15 protein-coding genes are annotated in these 15055 nt (G+C 53.4%); 8 read left to right on the forward strand and 7 right to left on the reverse strand.

Annotation, left to right across the window (positions count from 1 at the left end; genetic code table 11):
- Positions 1–32 precede the first annotated feature (32 nt).
- The 5 genes from nrdR (at position 33) to thiL (ending at position 3715) form a co-directional block, all read left to right on the forward strand.
- On the forward strand, positions 33–482 hold the full coding sequence (gene nrdR, locus AAZR23_RS11195; protein ID WP_046893146.1) for a transcriptional regulator NrdR: 450 nt from the start codon (positions 33–35) through the stop codon (positions 480–482).
- 5 nt (positions 483–487) lie between these two features.
- A complete protein-coding gene (gene ribD, locus AAZR23_RS11200; protein WP_166709024.1) occupies positions 488–1597 on the forward strand; it encodes a bifunctional diaminohydroxyphosphoribosylaminopyrimidine deaminase/5-amino-6-(5-phosphoribosylamino)uracil reductase RibD in 1110 nt (369 codons plus the stop codon).
- A gap of 121 nt (positions 1598–1718) precedes the next feature.
- Positions 1719–2189 carry a 6,7-dimethyl-8-ribityllumazine synthase gene (gene ribH, locus AAZR23_RS11205; protein ID WP_004236430.1) on the forward strand — a complete coding sequence of 157 codons (471 nt, stop codon included), beginning with the start codon at positions 1719–1721 and terminating at the stop codon, positions 2187–2189.
- Between the two features lie 26 nt (positions 2190–2215).
- On the forward strand, positions 2216–2629 hold the full coding sequence (gene nusB / locus AAZR23_RS11210) for a transcription antitermination factor NusB (protein WP_046893147.1): 414 nt from the start codon (positions 2216–2218) through the stop codon (positions 2627–2629).
- Between the two features lie 96 nt (positions 2630–2725).
- Complete coding sequence (gene thiL / locus AAZR23_RS11215; protein ID WP_434692632.1) at positions 2726–3715, forward strand: thiamine-phosphate kinase; 990 nt, start codon at positions 2726–2728, stop codon at positions 3713–3715.
- A gap of 77 nt (positions 3716–3792) precedes the next feature.
- Here the strand turns inward: thiL and dxs are convergent, their stop codons facing one another.
- The 3 genes from dxs to xseB are packed head-to-tail and all read right to left on the reverse strand — an operon-like array spanning position 3793 to position 6931.
- Positions 3793–5661, reverse strand: coding sequence for a 1-deoxy-D-xylulose-5-phosphate synthase (dxs, locus tag AAZR23_RS11220; protein ID WP_434692635.1), 1869 nt, complete (start codon positions 5659–5661; stop codon positions 3793–3795).
- A gap of 57 nt (positions 5662–5718) precedes the next feature.
- Positions 5719–6636 (reverse strand): (2E,6E)-farnesyl diphosphate synthase, encoded by a 918-nt coding sequence (gene ispA, locus AAZR23_RS11225; RefSeq protein ID WP_171819763.1) that lies wholly within the window; start codon positions 6634–6636, stop codon positions 5719–5721.
- A 40-nt stretch (positions 6637–6676) separates the two neighbouring features.
- Complete coding sequence (gene xseB, locus AAZR23_RS11230; protein WP_004236437.1) at positions 6677–6931, reverse strand: exodeoxyribonuclease VII small subunit; 255 nt, start codon at positions 6929–6931, stop codon at positions 6677–6679.
- 212 nt (positions 6932–7143) lie between these two features.
- Here xseB and thiI point away from each other — a divergent pair, with 212 nt between their 5' ends.
- Positions 7144–8592, forward strand: a complete 1449-nt coding sequence (gene thiI, locus AAZR23_RS11235) for a tRNA uracil 4-sulfurtransferase ThiI (RefSeq protein ID WP_434692639.1) — start codon at positions 7144–7146, stop codon at positions 8590–8592.
- A 144-nt stretch (positions 8593–8736) separates the two neighbouring features.
- On the forward strand, positions 8737–10449 hold the full coding sequence (locus tag AAZR23_RS11240; protein WP_434692642.1) for a DUF7057 domain-containing protein: 1713 nt from the start codon (positions 8737–8739) through the stop codon (positions 10447–10449).
- Positions 10450–10506: 57 nt separating this feature from the next.
- On the opposite strand, the gene yajL is transcribed toward AAZR23_RS11240, so the two are convergent.
- Together yajL and panE are read right to left on the reverse strand one after the other, a co-directional pair.
- On the reverse strand, positions 10507–11127 hold the full coding sequence (gene yajL / locus AAZR23_RS11245) for a protein deglycase YajL (protein WP_434692645.1): 621 nt from the start codon (positions 11125–11127) through the stop codon (positions 10507–10509).
- The gene (gene panE, locus AAZR23_RS11250) at positions 11096–11998 is read right to left on the reverse strand and encodes a 2-dehydropantoate 2-reductase (protein WP_218426594.1); all 903 of its coding nucleotides are present in this window, start codon (positions 11996–11998) and stop codon (positions 11096–11098) included. Before panE ends, yajL begins: the two co-directional genes overlap by 32 nt.
- A gap of 158 nt (positions 11999–12156) precedes the next feature.
- Between panE and AAZR23_RS11255 the strand changes: the two genes are divergently transcribed.
- Entirely contained in the window at positions 12157–12648 is a 492-nt protein-coding gene (locus AAZR23_RS11255) for a YajQ family cyclic di-GMP-binding protein (protein WP_046893155.1), read from the forward strand.
- 43 nt (positions 12649–12691) lie between these two features.
- On the opposite strand, the gene AAZR23_RS11260 is transcribed toward AAZR23_RS11255, so the two are convergent.
- A complete protein-coding gene (locus tag AAZR23_RS11260; RefSeq protein ID WP_434692647.1) occupies positions 12692–14053 on the reverse strand; it encodes an MFS transporter in 1362 nt (453 codons plus the stop codon).
- Positions 14054–14161: 108 nt separating this feature from the next.
- The gene (cyoE, locus tag AAZR23_RS11265) at positions 14162–15046 is read right to left on the reverse strand and encodes a heme o synthase (RefSeq protein WP_046893157.1); all 885 of its coding nucleotides are present in this window, start codon (positions 15044–15046) and stop codon (positions 14162–14164) included.
- Between the last annotated feature and the right edge of the window lie 9 nt (positions 15047–15055).

The following is a 15055-nucleotide window of genomic DNA, read 5'->3' on the forward strand; positions in this document are numbered from 1 at the left end:
CCGCGACAGTTCATTGACCCGCAGGATAATTTATGCATTGCCCGTTTTGCTCTGCCGTTGATACCAAAGTCATCGACTCACGCCTGGTGGGTGATGGCTCCCAGGTCCGCCGCCGCCGCCAGTGTCTGGAATGTCACGAACGCTTTACCACGTTTGAGGTTGCCGAACTGGTTATGCCGCGTGTGATCAAAAGTGATGACAGCCGTGAACCGTTTGACGAAGAAAAACTGCGCCGCGGTATGCAAAAGGCGCTGGAGAAACGTCCGGTCAGTTCTGACAATATCGAAACCTCCCTCAGCCATATCAAATCACAGTTACGGGCTACCGGTGAACGGGAAGTCTCTGCTAAGTTTGTCGGCGAACTGGTGATGAGCGAGCTGAAAAAGCTGGATAAAGTGGCGTATATCCGTTTTGCGTCGGTTTACCGCAGTTTTGAGGATATCCGTGAATTCGGCGAGGAAATTGCCCGCCTGCAGGACTGAACATGATGCATTCTGATGAATTCTATATGGCCCGAGCCCTTGAACTGGCGGCGCTGGGTCGTTTTACTACGGCACCGAACCCGAATGTCGGCTGTGTGATTGTCCGCGACGGCGAAATCGTCGGCGAAGGTTATCATCAGCGCGCCGGTGAACCGCATGCGGAAGTGCACGCGCTGCGTATGGCCGGTGAGAAAGCCCGCGGTGCCACCGCGTATGTCACACTGGAACCGTGCAGTCATCACGGCCGTACGCCGCCGTGTGCTGAGGCACTGGTGAATGCCGGGGTCAGCCGGGTGGTGGCCGCCATGCAGGACCCGAATCCGCAGGTAGCCGGACGCGGATTGTTTAAACTGCGCGAAGCCGGAATTGACGTCAGTCACGGTGTTCTGATGCAGGAAGCGGAAGCGCTGAATAAAGGCTTCTTTAAGCGGATGCGCACCGGTTTCCCGTATATCCAGCTGAAAATGGCGGCGTCTGTTGACGGTAAAACCGCCCTGGCCAACGGCGAAAGTCAGTGGATCACCTCAAAAGCTGCACGGCAGGATGTCCAGCAGTTCCGGGCACAGGCCGGAGCCATTTTATCCACCAGTGCCACGGTGCTGGCGGATGATCCGGGTCTGACTGTCCGTCATGCGGATTTCCCGGCATCGTTGCAGCAGAGTTATCCGGAAGCGGCTATCCGCCAGCCGGTGCGGATTATCACGGACAGCCGTCAGCGGGTCACCGCACAGCATCGTGTCACACAGTTACCCGGCAGTTGCTGGCTGGCACGAACCGCCTCTCAGCCCGATAACTGGCAGGGCGATGTTGAGGAAATTATTCTTCCGGAGAACGGCAGTGGTGTGGATCTGGTTCTGCTGATGATGCAGCTCGGCAAGCGCAATATTAACCATATCTGGACAGAGTGCGGTTCACATATGGCAGGTGCGCTGCTGAAAGCCGGGCTGGCCGATGAGATTGTGCTCTATCTGGCGCCGAAAATTCTGGGCAGTGATGCGCAGGATCTCTTTACACTGCCGCCGCTTGCCCATTTGCGGGATGCGCCGCAGTTCCGGATTGACGATTGCACGATGGTCGGGCCGGATCTCCGCCTGCGGCTGATCCCGGTTTATTAATCGCTGAATTTACGCCGGAATTTAAATTTTATTCCGGAGTTTGAAAAACACAGGCGCGGTGACGGAAAGAATGTGATAAAATCCGCGCCCCGCAGTATGAAACTCGTAAGAAGGAAAGGCTATGAACGTCATTAAAGGTGTTGTCAGTGCGCCGGGTGCGCGTATCGCCATCGCAATTGCCCGCTTTAACAACTTCATCAACGACAGCCTGTTAGACGGTGCGGTTGATGCGCTTGAGCGTATCGGTCAGGTTTCCTCTGAGAACATTACAACGGTCTGGGTGCCGGGTGCTTATGAACTGCCTCTGGCAGTGAAAACACTGGCCGACACCGGAAAATATGACGCTATCATTGCGCTGGGTACTGTTATCCGCGGCGGCACTGCACATTTTGAATATGTGTCAGGTGAATGCAGCTCCGGGTTATCAGCCGTCGCGATGAACAGCTCGATTCCGGTGACTTTCGGGGTGCTGACCACCGAAAATATTGAACAGGCCATTGAACGTGCGGGAACCAAAGCCGGTAACAAAGGGGCGGAAGCCGCAATGACCGCGCTGGAAATGATCAATGTGATTAAAGCCATCAAAGGCTGAATTTAGATTTTAGTAAGGGGATATGTGTGAAACCTGCAGCTCGTCGTCGTGCTCGTGAATGTGCCGTTCAGGCGCTTTATTCGTGGCAGTTATCCGGCAATAACATTGCGGATGTTGAATCAGAATTTCTGTCAGAGCAGGATGTCAAAGATGTTGATGTCGCCTATTTTCGTGAGCTGCTCTTCGGCGCGGCAACGAATGCAGTGCGCCTTGATGCACTGATGGCGCCGTACCTCTCCCGCCAGCTGGAGGAGTTAGGTCAGGTGGAAAAAGCGGTTCTGCGTCTGGCGATGTATGAATTAAGCTACCGTGAGGATATCCCTTACAAAGTGGTGATCAACGAAGCGATTGAACTGGCGAAAGTGTTCGGCGCGGAAGAAAGCCACAAATTTGTCAATGGCGTGCTCGATAAAGCCGCGCCAAATGCCCGCAGAAAGTAATCATCTGATACTTTATGCACGGACATACATGACATGATATAAAAGAGGCCGGTAAAACCGGCCTTTTGTCTTTATCTGAACGCGGAATTTCTGATTATGGCTTGTGGTGAATTCGATCTCATCCGGCGTTTTTTTGACCGGCAGCATTATTACCGCCGGGACGTTGAACTGGGTATCGGGGATGATTGTGCCCTGATGACCGTGGCGGAAAAACAGCAGGTTGCTGTCAGTACGGATACTCTGGTGTCCGGCATTCATTTTCTGCCTTCGGTGTCTGCCCGTGATCTGGCCTGGAAGTCCCTGGCGGTGAATTTAAGTGATCTGGCCGCTATCGGAGCCGATCCGGCCTGGGTTTCACTGGCGCTGACGCTGCCCTCCATTGATGAAGAGTGGCTGGGGGAATTCAGTGACAGCTTCTTCGAACAACTCAATTATTACGGAATGCAGTTAATCGGCGGGGATACCACCCGCGGTCCGATGAGCCTGACGCTGACCGTTCACGGTCTTGTGCCGGCAGGGCGGGCGATGAAACGCGCCGGTGCCCGTAACGGCGACTGGATCTATGTCACCGGCACGCTGGGTGACAGTGCTGCCGGACTGGCAATTTTGCTGGATGAATTGCAGCCTGAAGACCCGGCACATAAAGACTATCTGCTGAAACGCCATCTGCGGCCACAACCGCGTATCCTGCAGGGACAGGCGCTGCGTGACCTTGCATCCTCTGCCATTGATATTTCTGACGGGCTGATTTCTGATCTCGGCCATATCCTGAAAGCCAGCCGTTGCGGTGCCAGGATTGAACTGGATAATTTACCCATGTCAGAGGCACTGAAAGCCTGTTCATCACCGGAGCAGGCCCTTGCCCGTGCGCTGGCCGGCGGTGAGGATTATGAGCTGTGCTTTACGGTTCCGGAAATCAACCGTGGTGCGCTGGAAATGGCACTGGCACATACCGGTGCATCTTTCTGCTGTATCGGGCAGATGAAGCCGGAGAGTGACGGTATCCGCTATTTCAGTAAAGGTGAGGAAGTGAAACCGGCGCTGAGCGGGTTTGATCACTTTGCGGTGAAAGTTGCGGCAGAGTAGACCGTAAACGCGTTATCAGTGACATAAAAAAACCCTGCGGATGTGATGCAGGGTTTTTTGTGTCCGGAGAAAGGTAATCAGGCTTTTGTCAGATACGCTTCGATGGACTTCTGAATATGGTCTGCATCCAGCCCCATATCACTGCGGATCTCTTCCTGGTCACCCTGCGGCACATAGCTGTCCGGCAGGCCGATATTGAGCACCGGCACCGGCTTGCGCTGTGCCATCAGGAATTCGTTCACACCACTGCCCGCACCGCCCATAACGGCGTTTTCTTCGACTGTTACCAGGGTGTCATGACGTGCTGCCATCTCCAGGATCAGGGCTTCATCCAGCGGTTTGACAAAACGCATATCAACCACGGTCGCGTTCAGGTTTTCCGCTGCTTTCAGCACTTCTTCCAGCAGGGTACCGAAGACCAGAATCGCGGTTTTTTCTCCTTCACGGCGGACGACACCTTTGCCGATCTCAATCTGAGCCAGCGGCTGGAGTGTGGCACCGCAACCGCCGCCGCGCGGATAACGTACCGCAACAGGGCCTTTGCCGTAGTGATAGCCGGTGTGCAGCATCTGACGGCACTCGTTTTCATCACTCGGGGTCATGATCACCATGTTCGGCAGGATGCGCAGGAAGGAGAGATCAAACGCCCCTTGGTGTGTCGGGCCGTCATTGCCGACAATCCCGGCGCGGTCAATAGCAAACAGCACCGGCAGTTTCTGAATGGCAACGTCGTGGATCACCTGATCGTAGGCGCGCTGGAGGAAGCTGGAGTAAATTGCGACAACCGGTTTGTAACCGCCGATAGCCAGCCCGGCGGCAAAGGTGACAGAGTGCTGCTCGGCAATCGCCACATCAAAATACTGATCAGGGAAGGATTTGGAGAAACGCACCATACCGGAACCTTCACGCATGGCAGGGGTGATGGCCATCAGTTTCGGATCGTGTTCTGCTTCCTCGCACAGCCAGTCACCGAAGATTTTTGAGAAGGTCGGTTTGGATGACTTGCTTTTCGGCAGTGTGCCGGTTGACGGATCAAACTGCGGCACGGCGTGCCAGCTGATCGGATCTTTTTCAGCCGGTTCATAACCGCGTCCTTTTTTCGTCATAATATGCAGGAACTGAGGACCTTTCAGATCACGCATATTTTTCAGCGTCTGGATCAGGGATAACACATCGTGTCCGTCGACCGGTCCGATATAATTAAAGCCCAGCTCTTCAAAGAACGTGCTCGGCACCACCATGCCTTTGATGTGCTCTTCGGTTTTCTTCAGCAGATCTTTGATAGGCGGCAGGCCGGAGAAGACTTTTTTTCCGCCCTCGCGCAGCGTGGTGTAGAGCTTGCCGGAAAGCAGTTGTGCCAGATGGTTATTGAGGGCGCCGACGTTTTCGGAGATGGACATCTCGTTGTCATTGAGGATCACCAGCATGTCGGATTTGATATCCCCGCCGTGGTTCATCGCCTCAAAAGCCATCCCGGCGGTGATCGCACCGTCACCGATCACACAGACGGTTTTACGGTTACGTCCTTCGCGGGCAGCGGCAACCGCCATCCCGACACCGGCACTGATAGAGGTGGAGGAGTGACCGACACTCAGGACATCATATTCACTCTCTTCGCGCCACGGGAAGGCATGCAGCCCGTTTTTATGACGGATGGTGTCGATACGGTCACGGCGTCCGGTCAGGATCTTGTGCGGATAAGCCTGGTGGCCGACATCCCAGATCAGGTTATCAAACGGCGTCTGATAGACATAATGGAGTGCGACAGTCAGTTCAATCGTCCCCAGACCGGAGGCAAAATGCCCGCTGGAACGGCTGACGCTGTTTAACAGATATTGCCGCAGTTCATCGCAGAGTTTCGGTAAACTCTCTTTCGGTAACAGACGCAAATCATCAGGCGTCTCAACGAGTGCCAAAGTCGGATATTTAGCGATATCAATACTCATGTAATGCTCACTAATTCTTATTAAAGTTTCTGAAAATACCGGAACGTGCCGGACGGATTAGCTGTTACGTTCAATCACAAAATTAGCAAGTTCACGCAGGGTTGCTGTGTTGTAATGATGTTCTTCAAGCTGTGAAAGCGCAGCCAGTGACTCCTGATAAAGCGCCTGTGCTTTATCCTGAGCGGCTTTCAGCCCGAGCAGCGACGGATACGTGCTCTTCCCGTGAGCGGCGTCACTGCCCTGGCTTTTTCCGATCACATCCGTATGACCGATAACATCCAGAATGTCATCCTGTACCTGAAACGCCAGGCCGATAGCCTGTGCGTATGTGTCGAGAGCCGGTAACATGCGGCGGCCTGCTTCACCGGCACTCATCGCGCCCATGCGGACGGAAGCACGGATTAAAGCACCGGTCTTATGGTTATGTATTTGTTCCAGCGCATGAATACCGATGTTTTTTCCTTCGGCTTCCAGATCAAGTGCCTGGCCGCCGCACATTCCGCCAAGACCGGCGGCATCCGCCAGTTCGGCGATCATCGCCAGACGGTCTTCCGGGCGCACATCCGGCATCGGCCGTGCCGCGAGGATAGCGAATGCCTGGGTTTGCAGGGCATCGCCTGCCAGAATAGCATTCGCTTCACCGAATGCGACGTGGCAGGTTGGTTTGCCGCGGCGCAGTGTGTCGTCATCCATGGCCGGTAAATCGTCATGGATCAGGGAATAGGCATGAATACACTCAATAGCCGCCGCCGGGGCATCCAGGTTATCAGCGGCAACACCAAACATCTCACCGGTGGCGTACACCAGGAACGGGCGCAGGCGTTTGCCGCCCAGCAAGGCACCGTAATGCATAGCTTTGCCCATGTCGGTGGCGGCAAACGGCAGAGTGGTCAGGATCTCATCAAGAACGTGATCAACACGCTCTCTGGCCTGTGTCAGTTGGTTGCGGAATGTTTCGGGAGTTTGTTCAGACATGGTCATTCTCGTTCACACAGGGAACCGCCGATCCGGGCGGTCAGTCGTTTTCAGGTGTAAAATCGCTCAGCGGGGCGTTTTCATCATCATTCAGCAGGATCTGTACCCGCTGTTCGGCTGCCATCAGGGTTTTCTGACTGGTGCGGGTCAGTGCGATACCGCGCTCAAACTCGGCCAGGGCTTCTTCCAGCGGCAGATTACCCGCTTCCAGACGGGTGACGATCCCCTCAAGGGCATCGAGTGATGCTTCAAAGCTCAGTGCATCGGTTTTCGTTGCGGATGTTTTTTTGGTCATAGTCTGTTTTTCACTGATGTTGCATTTATGTCGCAAATAATTCCTAGTTTACACTTTTCAGTGAAAATTGTGCCCCTCATTTACGATTTTTACGGGGCAGATCGAGATATGGTGATATACTGCCGCCTTTCAATTTCATCAACGGGGATTGCCGCTGCCCGACACCGGCTGCTCCGTCCTTTGCAAATCAAGCCGATAGCCAGTAAACCGTTATGAAGTTTATCATTAAATTATTTCCTGAAATTACCATCAAAAGCCAGAGTGTCCGCCTGCGCTTTATTAAAATTCTGACCAGCAATATCCGTAATGTGCTTAAAGATCTGGCCGAAGATGTGGCGGTTGTCCGTCACTGGGACTATCTTGAAGTCCGCGTGAAGAAAGAAGAGCTTGGTGAGGGCGTGGCTGACCGCCTGACCCGCATTCCCGGTATCCACCATATTTTACAGGTGGAAGAGCGCGCATTTACCGATCTGCATAATATCTATGAGCAGACATTTGAGATGTATGCCGCGTCACTGGAAAACAAAACCTTTTGTGTCCGCGCCAAACGCCGCGGCAAGCATCCGTTCAGCTCCATTGAGCTGGAACGTTATGTCGGCGGCGGCCTGAACCAGCATATTCCGTCTGCGAAGGTAAAACTGACGCATCCGGATGTGACGGTGAACCTGGAAGTGGAAGATGACAAACTGATCCTTGTGGTGCGTCGTCTGGAAGGTATCGGCGGTTTCCCGATCGGGACTCAGGAAGATGTGTTATCCCTGATCTCAGGCGGATTTGACTCCGGTGTCTCCAGTTATATGCTGATGCGCCGTGGCTGCCGTGTTCATTACTGCTTCTTCAATTTAGGCGGCGCGGCACATGAAATCGGTGTGAAACAGGTGGCGCATTACCTGTGGAACCGCTTCGGCAGTTCGCACAAAGTCCGTTTTGTCGCCGTGAATTTTGAGCCGGTTGTGGCGGAAATTCTGGAAAAAGTGGATGACGGCCAGATGGGCGTGGTGCTCAAGCGGATGATGGTCCGTGCGGCATCCCGTGTGGCGGAACGTTACGGCGTGCAGGCGATTGTGACCGGCGAAGCGCTGGGACAGGTGTCCAGCCAGACGCTGACCAACCTGCGTATGATCGACAATGCCACTGATACACTGGTACTGCGTCCGCTGATCTCACACGACAAAGAAACCATTATCAATCTTGCCCGTCAGATCGGTACTGAAGATTTTGCCCGTACCATGCCGGAATTCTGTGGTGTGATCTCAAAAAATCCGACCGTAAAAGCCGTCAAAGAGAAAATCGAAGCCGAAGAAGAAAAATTCGACTTCGCGATTCTGGATGATGTGGTGCTCAACGCGCAGAACATGGATATCCGTGTGATCGCGCAGCAGAGTGAGCAGCAGGTCACTGAAGTGGAGATGGTGTCTGAGCTGTCTGCTTCTGACGTGGTGCTGGATATCCGTTCGCCGGATGAACAGGAATCACACCCGCTGAAGATTGAGGGAACCGAAGTGCGCACACTGCCGTTCTACAAACTCAGCACTCAGTTCGGTGATTTACCGTCGGAGACCACCTATTTGCTTTATTGCGATCGCGGGGTGATGAGCCGTCTTCAGGCACTTTACCTGGCAGAGCAGGGTTATACCAATGTGAAGGTGTATCGTCCCTGAGTCGTGACATAGTCGTTGTCTCTGAACCCCGTCTCTGCTGAGCCGGGGTTTTTTATTATTTTTTCAGAGTCTGAGGGGTATCGTTGTGTCAGCACGGGCACTATGCTGTCCGGCAGCAACATCCATTACTGACGGGGTTTCAGAATGAAAAACAGTACGGTCCCGGTACCGGCAAGCCGTTTTGTCTATTTTATTGTTATTGTGGTGGCGCTCCTTCAGGGGCTTGCACTGAATGCAACATCCGATTACCTGATCCGCAGTTCATGGCAGTTGCCGGGGTCACTGGTCTGGCTGCCGATGCTGCTGGCGCTGTTTGTGCCGACGGTATTCAGTTATCTGATCAACCGGTTTTCCTCTGCGGCTCTCTGGACAGGGCTGGTCCTGACGGCGGCTCTCTGTGTCTGGATGAATTACTGGTATCTGAGTGAGGCAACGGCGGGCCACACCCGTGAACTTTCTTCGCTTATTCCCCTGCTGGTATTGCTGTTCTGGCTGATTCTGCCGTGGTTTCAGCTGTGGCAGTCATCCGGCTCACGGAATCCGGATTATGCGCTGCTGACGGAACAGTATGTCAGAAATACCGTGCTGGGTGCGCTGGCAGGGCTTATCGGTCTGCTGGTGATGGGCATGCTGCATCTGGCGGTCTATCTGTTCCGGATTGTGAATCTGGAGTTTCTCAGCGGGTGGCTGGATGATTCTCTGTATTACTGGCTGAGTTTTTGTCTCGGGTTTAACGTCAGTCTGGTATTTGTCCGGTCGGTCTTTTCTTTCAGCACCGGAAAAATTGCCGGCTATGTGGCGCGGGTGCTGTTGCCGCTGCTGACGGTTATCGGTGTGATTGCCGCCGGCGGATTGCTGTTATCCGTGGTGACCGGCGTCCGTGTCAGCGGGCTGGGTTCATTCACCATGATTTGGTTTGTCGCGCTGAACATCATTCTGCTGAATCTGGTTTACGGCAATGAGTGCGTCCCGCGCTTCCGCTCCTGGCTCAGCGGGCTGGTTCTGGCCGGTGTACTGCTGCTGAACGTTTTTTCACTGTCGTCGGTTTACGGCATTTTGGTGCGTGTTAATCAATACAGCTGGAGTATGGATCGGTTATACGGATTCAGTATCGCGCTGTTTCTGGCGGTGGTCGTGCTGGCGTACAGCGTGGCACTGTTATGGAAACGCAGCGGATGGGCGGAACTGCTCGGGCCGGTCAACAAGGCCGGGTTACTGACTCTGATGGCGGTTATTCTGGTGATCAGCAGTCCGCTGGCAGATTTTAAACAGATAACGGCAAACAGTATTCTGGCCGGTATTGAAAAGGGCAGAATCAAAGTCACCTCTGATATCCGCTATACCCTGGAAGGTCTGGGGAAACGGGGAGAGGCGGTACTCACCGTGCTGAATGACAACCCGGAATATCGTAAAGCACTGACCTACTCCTCTTATGATCAGGATAACCGCCGGACGCTGCAGGAGGTGCTGCTCACAGTACCGGGCAGCCCGGAATTACCGGAATCCTGGTGGGAGGGAAAACCGGATGTTACCCGCAGCTGGTTCTGCACGGAAACCTCCGCGAACGGGGAGTGTCTCGGATTTATGGCGGATGCGGACGGAGACGGACAGGATGAGGCGGTGGTCTGTATTACCGGTTACTCCGATACATCGCTGTATTGTCAGATCTGGCAGCAGACCACTGAAGTTGCTGAGGGAGAGCCGGATAAGCTGGTCTGGACAGAGAGCGATTATCAGGATATTCAGTATGCCTCTGAAGCCGATCAACAGGCGGCATGGGCGGCACTGAAAGCGGGACATTACTCGCTGAAACCCAAAAAATGGATGATGGTGACACCGGAACCGCCGGTACAGTAAAAACCCTGTTTTACAGCAATCTCAAACGCCCGGTATCATAAACAGCCGGGCGTTTTTTTATTTGTTGTCCGCCAGTGTGCGGTAGGGGGTATCCTGATAATCCCAAATCCCCGGCGGCAGCACTAATTCAGCCGCCACTCTCGCGGCAGTTTCCTGCCCGCACAGGCGTTCAGTCAGGCGCAGAGCAAAATCGATAGCGGTAGCCGGACCCTGACTGGTCAGTAAATTAACGCGCTCATCAAAATACACCCGCTGATTCACCCATTGTTTCGCCGGTATTTTATCTTCCAGCGCCGGATAACCGGTCATATTGCCAAGCGGGAACAGATTGTGGCTCACCAGAATAACAGACGGTGCCGCGCAGATGGCCGCAACAATGTGTCCGTCACAATGCATGCGGCGGATTTTTTCGATTACCAGCGGGCTGTCACGCAGATTTTCCGCACCTTTCAGGCCGCCCGGCAGCACAATGGCGTCAAACGGGGTATCCGCCACCCGTACCAGCGGTACATCGGCCATAATACGGATCCCGCGTGAACCGGTGATCAGACAGCTGCCGTCATCATTGGCACTGGCGAGTGTGACAGTAATACCGGCACGCACCAGGAGATCTGCGGTGGTGACGGTTTCGGTTTCTTCGCAGCCGTCAGCGAGACAAATGAGAACTGAAGGGGGCATTTTGTTCCTCTTTTTGTTTGACGAGGCTGTAAACATGAATATGTTCCGGCAGCAAAATCCCGTGATAGCGGGCTCGTTGCAGCAGATAGCCGGTAATGTAATCAATTTCGGTATAACGGCCGTAAAGAATATCCCGGCGCATGGACGAGCTGTGATCGGCGGTTTTTTCAATCACATGAAGAATATATTCATAGATATCATCACCGTCTGTATGAATACCTTCACGCAGCATCACTTCCGCAACTTCATCACACAGCACCCGGATTTGCGGCAGGTGTGACATCAGCTCACCATTTTTGCAGTCGTAGATAACGGTCAGCGGGGAGATCACACAGTTCACGGCCAGTTTTTGCCAGCAGGCGGCATCGATTTCATCATGCCAGGCCACATCCGGCAGGGCGTCGTGCAGAATATCTGCCAGATGACCATAATCACGGGCACGTTCATTCACAGGGCCTATGTGTGTCAGTCCGCGGCGGCTGTGGTGCAGCAGGCCGTCTTCTTCAAATGCAGCGTGGGAGGTGATGCCGGTCAGCAGCGGGTTCGGACAGCGGGATAACTCACGCGCCACGCCCATACCATTGTGCAGCAGCAGTACCGGACAGGATTCCGGGATTTTCGGCAGTAATTGATTAACGGCTTCGGAGGTTTGCCAGGCTTTCAGGCAAACCAGCAGTAATTCGGTTTGCGCAAGGAATTCCGGATCATTTGTGGTAAATTGCCCGTAAAACGGCTCTCCGTTCAGAGAATCAATATTTACATTCAGGTAAGGCTCGGGAATACGCATCCATCCCTGCACCTCATGACTGCCTGACAGTGCAGCGAGCCAGAGTTTCCCGATTGCGCCGCAACCCAGTACTGTTATTTTCATAAGGACTCCGGACAGCGAAAAAGATGTGAGCAATATCACTGAATAGTACCACTTTTTGTCCGTTTGCACCTTAGTAAATATAGCGGGAAATATAGTGCTTTTGTTGGTCTGATAAACCCGGTATCATGCCGGTCAGTTGAATATAGGGAGGTCTTCCGATGCCATCATTTGATATTGTTTCTGAAGTTGAATTACATGAAGTGCGCAATGCCGTGGAAAACGCACAGCGTGAAGTGACCAGTCGCTGGGATTTCCGCAACATTACCGCCACGATTGAGCTCAATGAAAAAAATAACAGTGTTAAGATGACCAGTGAATCTGATTTCCAGGTCAATCAGCTGGTTGATATTATGCGGGAAAAACTGGCAAAACGCGGGATTGACGGCGCGTCTCTGACCGTTCCGGATGAGATTGTTCACAGCGGCAAGCTGTACAGTGTTGAGGCAACGCTGTTACAGGGGATCGACAGTGCGCTGGCGAAAAAAATCGTCAAGCTGATCAAAGACAGCAAACTGAAAGTACAGACACAGATTCAGGGAGAAGAGGTTCGTGTGACCGGCAAATCCCGTGATGATTTACAGTCTGTTATGGCACTGGTTCGCAACGGGAAACTGGGGCAGCCTTTCCAGTTTAAAAACTTCCGCGACTGAGTGTTATCCGGCAACCCGCATCAGCATGGTTGCCGGTTTCTGTTCAGCCCTGCAGAACCGCCTCGAGTTGCTTGCGGTTTGACAGTTTGGTATCCGTTTTCACATACACCGCCCGTTCCTGCGCAATAATCACCACATCACATACACCCGGCTGTTCGCGCAATTTTGCAGCAATATCCGGATGATTCACGTCATTTTCCGGTAATTCCAGACGCAGACTGCTGACATACGGCGGCTGACGCAGTGTCAGGCTGACAGCCAGCCAGATAAGTGTCAGTACCAGACCACCGCCGAAAACAGCCAGTGCGCCATTAATGCTGTAGAGCAGGCCGCCGAGACTGCCGCCCAGTGCCACGCCGATAAACTGGCTGGTGGAGTAGATCCCCATGGCCGTTCCTTTGTAGCCGGCCGGGGCTTCTTTGCTGATCAGTGACGGCAGAATCGCTTCCATCACATTGAACGCAATAAAGAAGATCTGCAATCCGCCGTACAGCAGCCAGAGGTTTTTACCTGCCAGCAGGAATAATATTTCTGCCAGCGCCATCATGATCACGCAACTGACAAAAACCTGCTTCATTTTGCGGTATTTTTCCGCATAAATAATAAACGGCAGCACAGACACGAAGGCTATCAGCATCGTGTACAGATACGCTTTCCAGTGGGACTCCCGCGCCAGCCCGGCATCACTCATCACCAGAGGAAGGGCGACAAAGGTCGCCATCAGCAGAGTGTGCAGTGCGAGGATACCGAAATTCAGCCGCGCGAGCTGTTTATCCATCAGAACCTGTTTAATTGCGCCTTTTACCACGGCAGTTTCCCGGTTCTGGCGGTGCTCTTTATTGTCCGGCACCACATACAGCGTGACGAGGATACCGAGAAACGCGAGCAGGGCAATACCCCAGAACAGGCCGGACAGGCCGATGATATCCGCCAGTACCGGTCCGAGTACCAGGGCGACCGCAAAGGTGATTCCGATGCTGATCCCGATAAAGGCCATCGCTTTGGTGCGGTTTTGTTCACGGGTGGTATCGGACAGTAATGCCATGACAGCGGCGGAGATCGCGCCCGCGCCCTGAAGCGCCCGTCCGGCAATCACGCCGTAAATAGAGTGGCTGAGTGCGGCAACAATACTGCCCGCCATAAAGATAATCAGCCCGCCGATAATCAGCGGTTTACGGCCGATTTTGTCAGAAAGCAGGCCGAAGGGGATCTGGAAGATAGCCTGTGTCAGGCCGTAGACGCCGATGGCAAAACCTATCAGTGTGCTGGTGGCGTCTTTAAAATCGAGTCCGAATGTGGTGATAACAGGTAATACCATGAACATGCCGAGCATGCGCAGAGAAAATACCGAGCCTAAGCCCCAGGTCGCGCGACGCTCAACCGGAGTCATTTTATTATCGTTCATGGGATAACCTCAAAAAAACAGACACCACATTCTAATGAGATTTGTGGTTTTTACTAAACACAAAATGGCAGGGAAGCCCTGCCATTTTGTTATTACAGAAAGTGTGTGTTAACGGCTGTAGGCCAGCAGAACATCGCCGGAGACGCTTGGGTCAACAGACATCATCACACTGAGTGATGTGATAGCGACAATGGAGAACACGAACAACTTACGTGCCCAGAGGCGATCGTTCGTTGTTTTATAGCCCGATAATGCCATGCCGAGCCACCAGACACTGACTGCCGCTGCGACAATCAGGTACTTATATCCCGCATACCCGCTGATGGCGAGCATCAGTGTGGCAAACATAAAGGCGATGATGTACAGGATAATGTGGTTTTTCGCCACAGAAATACCTTTAATCACCGGCAGTACAGGGATATTGGCCGCCTGGTAATCTTTGAAACGGAAGATGGCAATCGCGTAGGAGTGCGGCATCTGCCATAAACTGAAGATTAACAGCAGGATCAGTGCGCCGGTATCAAACTGGCCGGTCACTGCGCAGTAGCCGATAACCGGCGGAGCGGCACCGGACAGGCTGCCGACCAGTGTGCCGTAGACCGATTTGCGTTTCATGTACAGGCTGTAAACCCCGACATAAACCACAAAGCCGACAACAGCAATCAGCATTGCCACCACATTGGCTGCCACTAACAGCAGCACCATGCCGGCAATACCCAGCACAGAGGCATAAACCAGACTGATTTTCGGGTCAATAAGCCCTCTTACCAGAGGGCGGTTTTTCGTGCGTTCCATGACGGAGTCGATGTCGCGGTCGATGTAATTGTTAAAAACACAACCGGAGGCCACGACCAGCGAGACACCGAGCAATGTCGCAATGAACAGAGGGTAATCAATGTCACCTTTGGAGGCGAGCAGGAATCCCCCGACCACAGAAATTAAATTTCCGAAAATAATTCCCGGTTTGGTCACTTGCAGGTATTGCTTCATCATATCGGCAAC

Origin of the sequence: Morganella sp. Je.2.23, from assembly GCF_051129855.1 — a bacterium.
Taxonomy (GTDB): Bacteria; Pseudomonadota; Gammaproteobacteria; order Enterobacterales; family Enterobacteriaceae; genus Morganella; species Morganella sibonii.

What these genes read in the sequence shown, in the direction of transcription:
- AAZR23_RS11255 (WP_046893155.1), top strand. Translation starts at nt 12,157, where the DNA reads ATGCCATCATTTGATATTGTTTCTGAAGTTGAATTACATGAAGTGCGC.
- AAZR23_RS11240 (WP_434692642.1), top strand. Translation starts at nt 8,737, where the DNA reads ATGAAAAACAGTACGGTCCCGGTACCGGCAAGCCGTTTTGTCTATTTT.
- dxs (WP_434692635.1), bottom strand. Translation starts at nt 5,661, where the DNA reads ATGAGTATTGATATCGCTAAATATCCGACTTTGGCACTCGTTGAGACG.
- thiI (WP_434692639.1), top strand. Translation starts at nt 7,144, where the DNA reads ATGAAGTTTATCATTAAATTATTTCCTGAAATTACCATCAAAAGCCAG.
- ribH (WP_004236430.1), top strand. Translation starts at nt 1,719, where the DNA reads ATGAACGTCATTAAAGGTGTTGTCAGTGCGCCGGGTGCGCGTATCGCC.
- thiL (WP_434692632.1), top strand. Translation starts at nt 2,726, where the DNA reads ATGGCTTGTGGTGAATTCGATCTCATCCGGCGTTTTTTTGACCGGCAG.
- xseB (WP_004236437.1), bottom strand. Translation starts at nt 6,931, where the DNA reads ATGACCAAAAAAACATCCGCAACGAAAACCGATGCACTGAGCTTTGAA.
- yajL (WP_434692645.1), bottom strand. Translation starts at nt 11,127, where the DNA reads ATGCCCCCTTCAGTTCTCATTTGTCTCGCTGACGGCTGCGAAGAAACC.
- nrdR (WP_046893146.1), top strand. Translation starts at nt 33, where the DNA reads ATGCATTGCCCGTTTTGCTCTGCCGTTGATACCAAAGTCATCGACTCA.
- panE (WP_218426594.1), bottom strand. Translation starts at nt 11,998, where the DNA reads ATGAAAATAACAGTACTGGGTTGCGGCGCAATCGGGAAACTCTGGCTC.
- cyoE (WP_046893157.1), bottom strand. Translation starts at nt 15,046, where the DNA reads ATGATGAAGCAATACCTGCAAGTGACCAAACCGGGAATTATTTTCGGA.
- AAZR23_RS11260 (WP_434692647.1), bottom strand. Translation starts at nt 14,053, where the DNA reads ATGAACGATAATAAAATGACTCCGGTTGAGCGTCGCGCGACCTGGGGC.
- ribD (WP_166709024.1), top strand. Translation starts at nt 488, where the DNA reads ATGCATTCTGATGAATTCTATATGGCCCGAGCCCTTGAACTGGCGGCG.
- ispA (WP_171819763.1), bottom strand. Translation starts at nt 6,636, where the DNA reads ATGTCTGAACAAACTCCCGAAACATTCCGCAACCAACTGACACAGGCC.